Below are 13,121 nucleotides of genomic sequence, written 5' to 3' on the forward strand. Positions count from 1 at the left end.
GCCTATTGAGCGCGCGGGTGCGCCCCGACCCACACTTCGCGCAGCGCGTGCACAGTGACCAGCGTGTAGATCTGCGTCGTCGTCACCGAGGCGTGCCCGAGTAGCTCCTGCACGACGCGGACGTCCGCGCCGCCCTCGAGCAGGTGGGTCGCGAAGGAGTGGCGCAACATGTGCGGCGACACCCCGGAGGTGATGCCGGCGCGCTCGGCGGCGTCCTGCAGCACCTGCCACGCGCTTTGCCGCGACAGCCGGCCGCCGCGGGCGTTGAGGAAGATGGCGGGCGTGCCGCGGCCGCGGCGCGCCAGGTCGGGGCGGCCGCGCACCAGGTACGCGTCCAGCGCCTGCACGGCGGGCCGGCCGATCGGCACCAGCCGCTGCTTGCCGCCCTTGCCGCGCAGCAACACCGACCGCGCCTCGGTGTCGATGTCGTCGACGTCGAGGCCGACGGCCTCGGAGATCCGAGATCCCGTGGAGTACAACAACTCCAGCAGCGCGCGGTTGCGCAACGTCAGCGGGCCGTCGCTCGCACCGTCGCCGCCGGCACCCTCCAGCAGCGCCAGCACCTGGTCGATGGTCAGGCTCTTGGGGAGCCGACGACCCGGGGTTGGGGGGCGCACAGCCCGCGCCACGTCGAGTTCGGCCAGCCCTTCGGCGGCGGCGAACCGGTGCAGGCCGCGCACCGCGATCAGCGCCCGCGCCGCCGACACCGCGGACAGGGCGGCCGTCCCGTTGTCGGGGTCGCCGCGGCGCAGCGCCACCAGGAACTCGCTGACGTCGTCCTCGCCGACCTTGGCCAGGTCGTGAATGCCGCGGTCGGACAAGTGCTTGCTGTAGCGGCGCAGGTCGCGTTGATAGGAGGTCAGCGTGTTCTTCGCGACGCCCCGCTCGATCGTCAGGTGGTCGAGGTAGCCCTGCAGTTGCGTGTCGAGGGCGGCCGTCATTGCGCGGCCTTACGCGCCGCGAACGCGGTCGGCTTGTCGATCCAGGGGCTGTCCGCCGGGCGGGGCTGCGCGACGCCGTCGGTCACCGCGTGGGCGGCCAGAATCCCCGCCACCGCAATGGCATTGACGATCTCGCCGCTGAGTACCTTGCGGGTGGCCTCCGCGAGCGGATACCACTCCAGCGTCATGTCGGCCTCTTCGTCGTGCGCCTCGGGGCGGTCCACCAGGGTGAGCCCGGTGGCCAGGTAGACGCGCACCGATTCGTCGCTGAAGCCGGGCGTGGAGTCGAGGTCGACGAGCACCCGCCAGGTGTCGGCCTGCAGCCCGGCCTCCTCGTGCAGCTCCCGGGCGGCGGTCAGCTGGGCGGGCTCGCCGCCGACGTCGAGCAGCCCGGCGGGCAGCTCCCACAGCCGGCGGCCGAACGCGTGGCGGTACTGATAGACCATCGGGATGTTGCCGTCGTCGTCCATGGCCACCACGGCCACCGCGCCGAAGTGCTCGACGACCTCCCGGGTGACGAGCTTGCCGCCGGGCATCCGGACCTGATCGCGGCGCAGCGCGAAAATCTTTCCGGTGTGCAGCGTTTCGGATGACGCCGTCTCGAAGACGTGCTCAGCCACGGGCCGCGGGCTCGGGTAGCGGCCGCGCAGCGCTGTCTCGATGCTGGGTGCCGTTGGGCGAGTGCTGCTCGGGGATTTCCACCGGCAGCTGCTCGCCCGCCTGGTAGTCCAGGGCCGCCTTGACGAACGCGACGAACAGCGGGTGCGGGCGGGTGGGGCGGCTCTTCAGTTCGGGATGGGCCTGGGTGCCGACGACGAACGGGTGCACGTCGGGCGGGTATTCGACGAATTCCACCAGGTGCCCGTCGGGCGAGGTCCCCGAGAAACGCAGGCCGCTTTCGGCGATCTTGTCGCGGTAGGCGTTGTTCACCTCGTAGCGGTGCCGGTGCCGCTCGGACACCTCGGTGGTCCCATACGCCTGGGCCACAACCGAATCCGGTTCCAGCACCGCCGGGTAGGCCCCGAGCCGCATGGTGCCGCCGAGGTCGGCCTCGCCGGCGACGATGTGTTCCTGGTCGGCCATCGTCGAGATGACGGGATCCGGTGTGCTCGGCTCGAATTCGGCCGAGTTGGCCTCCGCCAGACCCGCCGAGCGCGCCGCCTCGATCACGATGCACTGCAGCCCCAGGCACAGCCCCAGCACCGGCAGCCCGCGCGCCCGGGCGTGGCGGATGGCGCCGATCTTGCCCTCGATGCCGCGGATGCCGAACCCGCCGGGGATCAGCACGCCGTGCACGTCGCTCAGCGCGGCGGCCGCGTCATGGGCCTGCGCGCAGTCGTCCGACGGCACCCACACCATCTCGACCTTGGCGTGGTGCTTGAACCCGCCGGCGCGCAGCGCCTCGGTGACCGACAGGTAGGCGTCGGACAGCTCAACGTACTTGCCCACCAAAGCGATTCGCACCGTCTCGTGCGGCTCGTGCACCCGGCGCAGCAGGTCGTCCCATTCGGTCCAGTCGACGTCGCGGAACGGCAGGTTGAGCCGGCGCACCACGAACGCATCGAGCTCCTCGCGGTGCAGCACCTTCGGGATGTCGTAGATCGACTTCGCGTCGGGGGTGGAGATGACGCCGTCGATGTCGACGTCACACATCAGCGCGATCTTGTTCTTCAGCGCCTCGGGGACGTCGCGGTCGCAGCGCAGGATCAGCGCGTCCGGGGTGATACCGATGCTGCGCAGCGCGGCCACCGAGTGCTGGGTGGGCTTGGTCTTGAGTTCGCCCGAGGGGGCCAGGTAGGGCACCAGCGACACGTGCAGGAAGAAGACGTTCTCCCGGCCGAGGTCGTGGCGCACCTGCCGCGCCGCCTCCAGAAAGGGCTGCGACTCGATATCGCCCACGGTGCCGCCGATTTCGGTGATGACGACGTCGGGGCGGTTGCCGTCGGCGTCGGGCTGCGCCATTGCCACGATGCGCCGCTTGATCTCGTCGGTGATGTGCGGGATCACCTGGACGGTGTCGCCGAGGTACTCGCCGCGGCGTTCCTTGGCGATGACGGTCGAATACACCTGACCGGTAGTGACATTCGCCGAGCCGGACAGGTCGCGGTCCAGGAACCGCTCGTAGTGGCCGACGTCGAGGTCGGTCTCGGCGCCGTCCTCGGTAACGAAGACCTCGCCGTGCTGGAACGGGTTCATCGTGCCCGGGTCGACGTTGAGGTACGGGTCGAGCTTCTGCATCGTCACGTGCAACCCGCGCGCCGTCAGTAGCTGCCCCAGGCTGCTCGCGGTAAGCCCTTTGCCGAGCGAGGAAGCGACCCCACCGCTGACGAAGAGGTGCTTGGTGGTGGTTTGCGGGTGCTTCCGCACAGGCGACCTCCGTGAAGACGGGCAGGGCTTCGATTTTTCTAGCGATGAACTAGATGGGCCTGCCGACCCACGGAAACCCACCCTAACATCCGCGCCGCCGTGTCGCGGGGAACACGCCCGCTACTGCGGCACGGTGATCGAACTGGCCCCGTGCCCGGTGCCGTACTGCCCGACGTGGCCGCCGTTGATCAGGTCGTGCAGGCCCAGCACCGCGGTGATGCGCCCGGGCGCGGCGTCGACGTCGTCGACGGTGCTGATGGCCGACGACATGCCGGTGTCGGCGCGGGTCACGGCGACGGCGGCGCCGCCGGTCGCCGAACCGTCGCGGCCCGCCAGCAGGGTGCCCGAGCCGTGCGGGGCCAGCGCGGCGGAGAACCGGGCCACGCTGACGCCCTGATTGCCGGCGTCCTGCGGCAGCCCACCGCCGGTGACGACCAGCGCGGCGTTGGCCGCCCCCAGATGGTCGGCGGGCTGGTAGGTGATGAAGCCGGTGTCGCGCAGCGAGGCCAGCACGGTGTCGCGCTGCTGATCGTCGACGGGCGGCACGCTCGGGTTGGCGTTGACCAGCAACGCGATGCCCAGCAGGTCGCCGGCCTGCGAACCCTGGTCCACGAGCTTGGTGCTCAACTGCTGACCGGCGGGCAGGATCGACGAGTTCACCACCGTGCGAAGCTTCTCCGCGGAGTTGGCGTCGACGAACTCCTGCGTCAGCGACACCGTTCCGGTGACCGTCCCGCCGGCCTGGCCGATGAACTTCGAGACCGCGGCGACGTCGTCGTCCTTGGCGTCGGGGGTGCGGAAGACGACCACCGATTTTCCGCCCAGGGCGTCGTGCACGATCCGACCGGCCAGCTGGTTGTCGAAATTGTTTGCCGCGGCCAGCTTTTCGTTCATCACGTTCTTCTGGTCGTTGAGCCCGCTGATCTGTGTGTGCAGGTCGCGCTTCTCGTCACGCAGGCTGGACAGCAGGGTGTCCGACAAGAATCCGGAGCCGAGCACCACTCCCACGGCCAGCGCCAAAAAGACGGCGGCCAGCGACAGGGCATGTTGACGTAACGAGATCATTTACCGCACCGTCCTCGAGCTAGCTGATCAGGTGCTGCACCCACAGCGCGACGTGATTCCAGTAGTGGGTGATCCAGTGCAGCACCACACCGTCGGTGCGGGACACCCACAGCGCCACGATGACGGCGATCAGCATCGTCAGCGCCAGCAGCGCGATGGCGCCCGCCGAAATGTGGTTGCGGTACAGCGTGGCAACGGCCTTGGCGTCCACCACCTTCTCCCCCACCCGGAGCCTGGTCAAAAACGTCGAGGGGTTGCTCTGGGTGCGGTTGCGGTCGAAGAACGTCTCGATGTTGGCGGTGTGGCCGGCCGTCACGAGCAGCGCGGCGCCGTGGTGGTCGGCCAGCAGCAGGGCCAGGTCGACGGCCGAGCCCGCGGCCGGGAACGTCATCGCGCCGACGCCGAGGTCCTGAATCCGCTCCAGGCCCGGCGCGTGGCCGTCGGCGTCGGCGGGCAGGACGACGTGCGCACCGCACTTGAGGGCGTCGGTGCTGATCTTGTCGGGGTCGCCGACGATGATCTGGGGGCGATACCCTGCCTTGCGCAACACATCCGCGCCGGTGTCCACGCCGATGAGCACCGGCTGGTACTCCTTGATGAACGGCTTGAGCGAGCGCAGCTCGTCCTCGGCGCCGGGCTCGTCGGCCACGATCACCACGTGCCGGCGGCGCAGGTCGACGTCGATGTCCGGGATGCCGATGCCGTCGATCAGCAGCGGGCTTTCGCTCTTGATGAACTCGATCGTGTTGCCGGCGAACGCCTCCAGGTGGGCGGCCAGGCCGCTCTTGGCCTCGCGCATCAGGTCGGCGATGTCGTGGTCGGTGCGTTCGGTGCCGCGGACCAGGCGGCGGTCGCCGGAGTACACGCCGCCCTCGTAGAGGCGAATCTTGGCGCCGTCCTTGACCTTCTTGAAGACCTCGGGCCCGGTCTCGTCGATGAGTGTCACGCCGTTGTTGACCAGCACCTCGGGGCCAAGGTTCGGGTAGCGGCCGGAGACCGACGGCGAGGCGTTGACGACGGCGGCGATGTCGGCCTCCACCAGCGCGTCCGCGGTGATGCGGTCGAGGTCCAGGATGTCGAGCACCACGATGTCGCCGGGACACACCCTGCGCAGCAGGCGGTCGATGTTCCGGTCGACCCGGGCGGTGCCGGTGAGGCCCGGCCGGGACGTGTTACGCGAGAGCAGACCTGACATCTTCATGGGGGCGATTCTGTCGGTGAAGCCCGGGCCGGGCGTGGAGGCGCGCCGTAACATTAGCCTCAGAAGTTATCTAGAGTCACATCAGTAACAAGGCCATCACGGGTTGGTCGCGGCGAGGGTGCGCAGATGTACGGGCTGCGCGGCGTGTCCCCGTACAAACACGCACGCTCGCAAGCGGGAGGTGCCCCCAGCTCGCGGGCCTAAGTGTCCTTCTGCGCTGTTTCGAGCAGTTCGCGGGCGTGCGCACGGCCGCTGTCCGAGTCGCCCAGCCCCGCCAGCATCCGGGCCAGCTCGGCCACCCGGTCGTCGTCGGTGACGCGCCGCACCACGCTGGTGCCCTTGGGTCCGGCGCTGTGCACCACCAGGTGCACGTCGGCGTACGCGGCGACCTGCGGCAGGTGCGTGACGACGATGACCTGGTGGGTGCGGGCCAGCCGGGCCAGCCGCCGCCCGATCTGCACGGCCGCCCGGCCGCCGACGCCGGCGTCCACCTCGTCGAACACCATCGTGGTGCCGGCCGCCGACGCCGCCAGCACCGCCTCGAGGGCCAGCATCACGCGGGACAACTCGCCACCGGAGGCGCTCTTGGCCAGCGGAAGCACCGTCATGCCGCGGTGGGCGGCGAAGCCGAACTCGACCTGGTCGATGCCGTCGCCGCCGGCGCGCACGAGCTCGCCCGACGGCAGCGCCAGCGTCGCGGCGTCGTCCTGGCCGGCGGCCGCATCGATGCTCACGTCGATCGTGAATTCGGCGTCGGCCATCGCCAGCCCGGAGAGCTCGGCGGTCACCTCTTTGGCCAACCGCTTGGCGGCCTTACGCCGCAGCTTGCTGAGATCGGTTGCGCCGTCGGACAGTTCGCGGGCCAGCTCGTCGACCCGGCGTTCCAGCGCGGCCAGCCCTTCCTCGGAGACGTCGAGTTGCGCCAGCCGCTCGCGCGACTCGCGCGCCCACTGCAGTACCCCGTCGATGTCGGCGGCGTACTTGCGGGTCAGCGTGCGCAGCTCGGCCTGCCGGGCCAGTTTGGACTCCAGCGCGCTGGCGTCCACCGGCAGGTCGTCCAGGAACCCACCGAGCTCCTGTGCCGCGTCGGCGACCACGGTGAGCGCCTCGCCGACCTGGCCGGCCAGCGCGCGCAGCGTCGCGTCGTCGGTAGATTCGAGTGCGGCCCTTGCCTTTCCGAGGCTATCGGTGGCGCTCTGGCCGAGCCCGTCCGCGTCGTCGGCCGACAACGCGGCGCGCGCCGTGGCGGCGGCCTCGCGCAGCGTGTCCAGTTCGGAGAGGCGCAGGATGTCGGCGACCAGCGCGTCGTCTTCGCCGGGTTGCGGGTCGACGGTGTCGATCTCGTTCAACGCGAACTTCAGCCGGTCGGCCTCCTGGGCGAGCTCGCGGGCCCGCTCCCGGCGGTCGATGAGGTCTCGCCGGGCCGTCAGCCAGGCGTCGCGCAGCTTGCGGTAGCGCTCGAGCGCCGGGCCGGCGCCGGCGAAGCGGTCGAGCGCGCCGCGCTGCTCGTCGGGACGCATCAGCCGAAGCTGATCGTTTTGGCCGTGCAGGGTCAACAGCTCGGTGGTGAAGTCGCCCAGGGACTTGGCGGGCACGCTGCGGCCGCCGAGGTATGCCCGGGAGGGGCCGTCGCGGCTGACCGAGCGCAGCGCGATCACGCTGCCGTCCTCGTCGCGCTGTCCGCCCAGGTCTTCCAGCATCGCGTCCAGCTGCGTCGCAGTCTCGTCGTCGAGATCGCTTGTGGCGAAACGGCCCTCGACGACGGCGCGGTCGGCCCCGGACCGGACGCGGGTCGGGTCGGCGCGGGCGCCGCCGAGCAGGTGCAGCCCGGTCACCACCATCGTCTTGCCGGTGCCGGTCTCGCCGGTCAGCACCGTCAGGCCGCGGCCGAACTCCCCGACCGCGGCGCTGATGGCACCCAGCGACTCGATTCTGATTTCCGTCAGCATTCAGTGAGCACCTGACGAGCGTCGTTACTTTCCGCGCCAACCGGTCACCGGCAGGCGGAACTTGCGCACCAGGCGGTCGGTGAACGGCGCGCTGTCCAGCCGCGCCCATTTGACCGGTGTGTCGCAGCGCGTCACCTCGATCCGGCTGCCGGCCGGGATCACCATTTCGCGGCGGCCGTCGCAGAACACGAGGGCGTCGTGCCCGCCCGCCTCGGTCTCGATCGCGATGGTGGCCTCGGGGCTGGTGACCATGGGCCGGCCGAACAGCGCGTGAGCGTTGTTGGGTACCACCAGGATTGCCTCGAGGTCGGGCCAGAGCACCGGGCCCCCGGCCGAGAACGCGTAGGCGGTGGATCCGGTGGGCGTCGACACCAACACGCCGTCGCAGCCGAAGGCGGACACCGGGCGCCCGTCGACCTCGACGACCACCCCCAGCACACCCAGCCGCGGGCCCTTCTCCAGGCTGACTTCGTTGAGCGCCCAACCGTGTTCGACGCGACCCTTGTGCAGCACCGCGACGTCCAGCGTCAGGCGATCCTCCACTCGGTAGTCGCGGGCCACCACGTGCTCCAGCACCCGGTCGATGGCCTCCGCCTCGGCCTCGGCCAGAAACCCGATCCGGCCCAGATTCACGCCCAGCACCGGAATCCCGGCGTTGCGCGCGAACTCGGCGGCCCGCAGGAAAGTTCCGTCGCCCCCGAGTACCAGGACCAGTTCGCAGCCCTCGGCGGCCGACGGGTCGGCGTCGACCACCTCGATCTCGGTCCCCAAGGCCCGCATATCGTCGGGGACCAGGTGCAGCGATCCCCGGTCGACCGCCTCGGCGGACAGCAGCCGGAGCCCAATTCCGTTGTCGCCCAGTACCTTTTGCACGCGACGCGCCGTCTCGGTCGCCTCGTCACGGCCGGTGTGGACCACCAGCAGCACGGTTCGGTGATCGGTCATTGCGGGCCTTCCGCCACGGCCCGCCTCACCTTGTCCACCAGCCCATCAGCAGCCAGCCCCCGATCCGTCTCGGCGCGCAACCACAGGAAGTATTCGACATTGCCCGACGGGCCCGGCAGCGGGCTCGCGGTGACGTCGACCGTGTGCCAGCCCAGTTCCCCGGCGCGGCGCGCGACGGCCAGCACCGCGTCGGCCCGCAAGCCCGGGTCGCGAACGACCCCGCCGGCGCCGACCTGGCCCCTGCCCACCTCAAACTGCGGCTTCACCATGGGAACGATATCCGCGCTCGGCCAGGCGCATCCAATCAACGCGGGCAACACGCTGGCCAGCGAGATGAACGACAGGTCGGCGACCACCAGGTCGACCGGCCCACCGATCGCCTCCGGGGTCAGGTCGCGGGCGTTGGTCCGCTCGACGACCCTCACCCGAGGGTCGCAGCGCAGCGACCAGGCCAGCTGGCCGTAGCCGACGTCCGCGGCCACCACCTCGGCGGCGCCGCGGTCCAGCAGCACCTCGGTGAACCCGCCCGTCGACGCGCCGGCGTCCAGGCAACGGCGGCCCGCGACCGCGATGCCGAAGGCGTCCAGGGCGCCGATGAGCTTGTGCGCGCCGCGCGACACCCAGCCGCGTTCGCCGTCGTCGGCGACGGTCAGCGCCGCGGTGACGTCGACGGCGGTGGCCGGCTTGCGGGCCGGCAGGCCGTCGATGCACACCTTGCCGGCGTCGATCAATTCCGCGGCCTGCTGGCGGGACCTCGCGAGCCCGCGGCGGACGAGCTCGGCGTCGACGCGGGCACGCCGTGCCACCGTCGCACTCAGCCCTTCTCCGCCGACTCCAGGGCGGCCAGCAGCACGTCGTGCGCCTCGGAGAGGCGGCGGGCTATCTCCTCGAGCTCGGCGAGAGACGGCTCGCGGTCGGGGTTTTCCGGATCCCCGACCTCGGACAGCTGGGCAACCAGGGCGTCAATTTCAGCGCGAAGCTGATCGGGATCGATAGTCATCGCGTACCTACGTTAGTCGCCGCGCACCAAAGACCAGCGCTGCAGCGCGGCGCGGGCCCGGTCGTCGGCGGGCTCGATGCGCAGCGGCTCGGCATCCTCGGCGTCCCACACCGCGCTGGCGACGGCGCGGACCACCGAGAGCCCGTCCCCCTCGTCGGCGCCGTTGGCGCTGACCGTCACCGCCTGGGCGGCGACGTCGACGCGCCAGCCCGGCTGGGGCCGCACCGCGAGCAGGTCGCCGTCGGAGTGCAGCGCGCGCAGGTCGTGGCCGATGTAGGTGGGCCGGCGGGCGGGGTCGGCATAGACGGCGTCGCGCGCGGTGCTGACGCCGGTGAGCACCATCAGGCTGGGCAGCCGCGCGGCGTTGGCGCCCTCGATGTCGGTGTCCAGCCGGTCGCCGACGACCAGCGGGGCGCGAAACTCGCCCCGGTCCACCGCGTCCTGCAGCAGGCGCGGCGCCGGCTTGCCCGCGACCCGGGGTTCGGCGCCGGTGGCCGCCCGCAGCGCGGCCACGAACGACCCGTTGCCGGGCAGCAGTCCGCGTTCGGTGGGCAGCGTGGGATCGACGTTGGCCGCCACCCACAGCGCGCCGGCGCGGATGGCCAGGGCGGCCTCGGCGAGGTCCGGCCAGCCGATGGTCGTGGACAGGCCCTGCACGACGGCGACCGGGTCGTCGTCGTAGCGGCGCACCGGGCGCAGCCCGACGGCGGCGATCTCGTTGGCCAGCGCGTCGGTGCCCACGATCAGCACGCGGGATTGCGGCGTCAGTTTCTCCGCGAGCAGCTTGGCCGCGCTCTGCGCGCTGGTGACGACGTCCGAGCCGGTGGCGGTGAAGCCGAGCTCGCGCAGGTGCAGCGCCACCTCGTCGGCGCTGCGGGAGGCGTTGTTGGTCACGTAGAGCTTGCGGCTGTCCACGTCGTCCAGCGACTGCACCGCGCCACGGGTCGGCTCGGCGCCGCGAAAGACGGTCCCATCGAGGTCGACAAGCAGGCAATCATATTGTTGGGCAAGGCTTTTCATCTCAAGCGAGCTCGCTGACCCGCTCTTCGGCGTCGGTGACGCCGTCGACGTCGGCGGCCGCCGAGCGCAGAAACCATTGCAGCGCTTCGTCGTTGCGGCCGAGCGCCAGCAGCGTATCGGCGTAGGCGTAGAACAACCGCGCGGGGGTCGAACCGGTGCGGCCCGGGTCCAGCTGCGGCGTGGACAGCAGGGTCAGGGCCTGCTCCAGCTGCCCGAGGTCGGCGCGGGCGCCGGCGGCGACGATGCGCAGCTCGTCGGCGTCGTCGCCGGACAGCTGCGCCGCCTCCTCGCCGCGCGCCAGTTCGATCGCCCGCTCCGGGCGGCCAAGTCCGCGTTCGCAATCGGCGATCAGCGCGAGCAACGGCGACTTGCTGCCCATCCGGCGGGCGGCGCGCAGCTCGGCCAGCGCCTGCGCCCAGTCGCCGCAGTGGTAGGCGGCGATCCCGACGGCCTCACGGACCGCGGCGATCCTGCTGGAGCGCGCCCGCGCCGCGCGGGCGTGGCTCAGCGCGGCCTCCGGGTCCTCGTCGATCAGCTCGCCGGCGGCGACCAGGTGGCGCGCGACCGCGTCGGCCGTGGCGCGGTCCAGGGTGCTCAGCTCGCGGCGGATCTCGGGCGCCAGCTGGCGGGCCTCCACGCCGGGCGGAATCGGGGGCGCGCCGGGCCGATCGACATGACCGTCCTGTTCGGCGCTGCGGGGCTGCACCGGGCGGGCGCGGCCCGGGCCCGACCACGAGCCCGATGCCGAGCGGGGTCGCCGCCTACCCTCGCGCCCCTGCCTGTCGTCAGCCACCCTGCAAAGGATACGGAGGCCCTGTGGCGAGGGCGTCGAGTGTGCGGTGACGGCTTTGCGTGTGCGTCCAGGGCGGGAAAGCGTCGCGAATCCCGCCCTCGGTGCACACCGAACGCCGTCAGCTCACGCTCGGCGGAGCCCGAGGCCGCCTAGGCCGGGCCGCGATCGGTCAGCAGCGGCGCCAGCACCGCCGGGCAATAGGTCGCGATCGCGACGACGGTGAACACGCCGGCCGCGTCGGCGGACATGCCGTAGCCGTCGGCCACCGCGGCGATCACCGCCTCGAACGACCCGCCGGGCCGGACGAGCATCGGGCAGACCGACTGGCCCAACGCCATCGCGGCGTCCGGCTGCGACACCGGGACGCCGGCGTTCGTCAGCGCCCGCAGGAACGCGTTGCCCCGCAGGTCGGCGTGGACGGGTGCGGCCAAGACCGCGGTCAGACCGGCCACACCCGCGCCGACCCCGACGACCCGCAGCACCCGCCTCGCGTTAGTCACCGTGACCACAGTGGTCGTCGGCGGTCACGTCGGGGGCACGGCGCGATAAAGGTTTGGGTCGGTTCTAGACCTTTTCGATCCCGGCGACGTTGCGTTTGCCGCGCCGCAGCACCAGCCACCGGCCATGCAGGAAGTCCGAGGACTGCGGCGCCCAGTCCTCGCTGTCGATGCGCACGTTGTTGACCGAAACGCCGCCCTCGCCGATGGTGCGCCGCGCGGCGCCCTTGCTGGCCGACAGGCCGCTGGCCACCAGCAGGTCGACGATCCCGTCGGGACTGCCGGGTTTGAGCTCGGCGACCGACGCCTCGCGCAGCGCGGCGGCCAGCGTCGCCTCGTCCAGCCGGTCCAGTTCGCCCTGCCCGAACAGCGCCCGGCTGGCGTGCTCGACGGCCTCGGTGGCCGCCTCGCCGTGCACCAGCACGGTCAGCTCGCGGGCCAGCCGCCGCTGGGCGGCGCGCTGCTGCGGGCGCTCGGCGGTGGCCCGTTCCAGTTCGGCCAGCTCGTCGGCCGACAGGAAGGTGAACCACCGCAGGTACCGGACCACGTCGGCGTCGGCGGTGTTGACGAAGTACTGGTACCAGGCGTACGGGCTGGTCATCTGCGGGTCCAGCCACAGGCTGCCGCCGCCGGTGGACTTGCCGAACTTGGTGCCGTCGGCGGCCGTCACCAGCGGGACCGTCAGCGCGTGCACCGCGGCGCCGAGCTTCTGGCGCACCAGCCGCACCCCGGCGATGATGTTGCCCCACTGGTCGGAGCCGCCGATCTGCAGCGTGCAGCCGTAGCGCGCATGCAGTTCGACGTAGTCGTTGGCCTGCAGCAGCATGTAGCTGAACTCCGTGTAGGAGATCCCCTCGCCCTCCAGGCGCCGCCGCACCGTGTCGCGGTCCAGCATCACGTTGACCGAGAAGTGCTTGCCGATGTCGCGCAGGAACTCGACGGCCGACAGCGGCCCGGTCCAGTCCAGGTTGTTGACGACGACGGCGCCGGTCGGTGAGCCGTCGAAGTCGACGAAGCGTTCCAGCTGGCCGCGGATCCGCTCGGTCCACGCGGCGACGGTGTCGGCCTCGTTGAGGCTGCGCTCGCCGACGTCGCGGGGGTCGCCGATCATGCCGGTGGCGCCGCCGGCCAAGACGATCGGGCGGTGCCCGGCGCGCTGGAACCGGCGCAGGGCCAGCAGCGGCACCAGGTGGCCGGCGTGCAGGCTCGGCGCGGTGGGGTCGAAGCCGGCATAGACCGTCAACGGCCCCCGCTGCGCCTCGGCGGCCAGCGCATCGAGGTCGGTGGACTGCGCGATCAGCCCGCGCCAGCCCAGCTCGTCGAGGATCCCGGAAGACATCGCG

General features: G+C 71.5%; 13 protein-coding genes. All 13 read right to left on the bottom strand.

Features of this window, described 5'->3' with window-relative positions:
- Window positions 1–2 precede the first annotated feature (2 nt).
- The 13 genes from xerD to tyrS all read right to left on the bottom strand — a co-directional run bounded on the left by xerD (window position 3) and on the right by tyrS (window position 13,117).
- On the bottom strand, window positions 3–941 hold the full coding sequence (xerD, locus tag A5673_RS27110; protein WP_068239887.1) for a site-specific tyrosine recombinase XerD: 939 nt from the start codon (window positions 939–941) through the stop codon (window positions 3–5).
- Window positions 938–1,561: an NUDIX hydrolase gene (locus A5673_RS27115; protein WP_068239893.1), complete on the bottom strand. Its 624-nt coding sequence runs from the start codon at window positions 1,559–1,561 to the stop codon at window positions 938–940. The genes xerD and A5673_RS27115 overlap by 4 nt, the downstream gene beginning before the upstream one ends.
- The gene (locus A5673_RS27120; protein ID WP_068239894.1) at window positions 1,554–3,308 is read right to left on the bottom strand and encodes a CTP synthase; all 1,755 of its coding nucleotides are present in this window, start codon (window positions 3,306–3,308) and stop codon (window positions 1,554–1,556) included. Before A5673_RS27120 ends, A5673_RS27115 begins: the two co-directional genes overlap by 8 nt.
- 120 nt (window positions 3,309–3,428) lie before the next feature.
- A complete protein-coding gene (locus A5673_RS27125) occupies window positions 3,429–4,373 on the bottom strand; it encodes a copper transporter (RefSeq protein ID WP_068239897.1) in 945 nt (314 codons plus the stop codon).
- Between the two features lie 19 nt (window positions 4,374–4,392).
- Window positions 4,393–5,574: a putative cytokinetic ring protein SteA gene (gene steA, locus A5673_RS27130; protein ID WP_068239899.1), complete on the bottom strand. Its 1,182-nt coding sequence runs from the start codon at window positions 5,572–5,574 to the stop codon at window positions 4,393–4,395.
- Between the two features lie 200 nt (window positions 5,575–5,774).
- Window positions 5,775–7,523 carry a DNA repair protein RecN gene (recN, locus tag A5673_RS27135; protein ID WP_068239901.1) on the bottom strand — a complete coding sequence of 583 codons (1,749 nt, stop codon included), beginning with the start codon at window positions 7,521–7,523 and terminating at the stop codon, window positions 5,775–5,777.
- Window positions 7,524–7,547: 24 nt separating this feature from the next.
- Window positions 7,548–8,468 carry an NAD kinase gene (locus A5673_RS27140; RefSeq protein WP_068239903.1) on the bottom strand — a complete coding sequence of 307 codons (921 nt, stop codon included), beginning with the start codon at window positions 8,466–8,468 and terminating at the stop codon, window positions 7,548–7,550.
- Window positions 8,465–9,274 carry a TlyA family RNA methyltransferase gene (locus A5673_RS27145; protein ID WP_068239908.1) on the bottom strand — a complete coding sequence of 270 codons (810 nt, stop codon included), beginning with the start codon at window positions 9,272–9,274 and terminating at the stop codon, window positions 8,465–8,467. The genes A5673_RS27140 and A5673_RS27145 overlap by 4 nt, the downstream gene beginning before the upstream one ends.
- A gap of 8 nt (window positions 9,275–9,282) precedes the next feature.
- Entirely contained in the window at window positions 9,283–9,468 is a 186-nt protein-coding gene (locus A5673_RS27150; RefSeq protein ID WP_066971824.1) for a hypothetical protein, read from the bottom strand.
- 12 nt (window positions 9,469–9,480) lie between these two features.
- Window positions 9,481–10,488, bottom strand: a complete 1,008-nt coding sequence (locus A5673_RS27155) for an HAD-IIA family hydrolase (protein WP_068239915.1) — start codon at window positions 10,486–10,488, stop codon at window positions 9,481–9,483.
- A 1-nt stretch (window position 10,489) separates the two neighbouring features.
- Window positions 10,490–11,281, bottom strand: coding sequence for a tetratricopeptide repeat protein (locus A5673_RS27160; protein ID WP_082958988.1), 792 nt, complete (start codon window positions 11,279–11,281; stop codon window positions 10,490–10,492).
- A 149-nt stretch (window positions 11,282–11,430) separates the two neighbouring features.
- The gene (locus A5673_RS27165; RefSeq protein ID WP_068239917.1) at window positions 11,431–11,790 is read right to left on the bottom strand and encodes a DUF732 domain-containing protein; all 360 of its coding nucleotides are present in this window, start codon (window positions 11,788–11,790) and stop codon (window positions 11,431–11,433) included.
- A gap of 55 nt (window positions 11,791–11,845) precedes the next feature.
- Entirely contained in the window at window positions 11,846–13,117 is a 1,272-nt protein-coding gene (tyrS, locus tag A5673_RS27170; protein WP_068239919.1) for a tyrosine--tRNA ligase, read from the bottom strand.
- Window positions 13,118–13,121: the final 4 nt, after the last annotated feature.

This window comes from Mycobacterium sp. E3198 (assembly GCF_001667015.1).
Taxonomy (GTDB): Bacteria; Actinomycetota; Actinomycetes; order Mycobacteriales; family Mycobacteriaceae; genus Mycobacterium.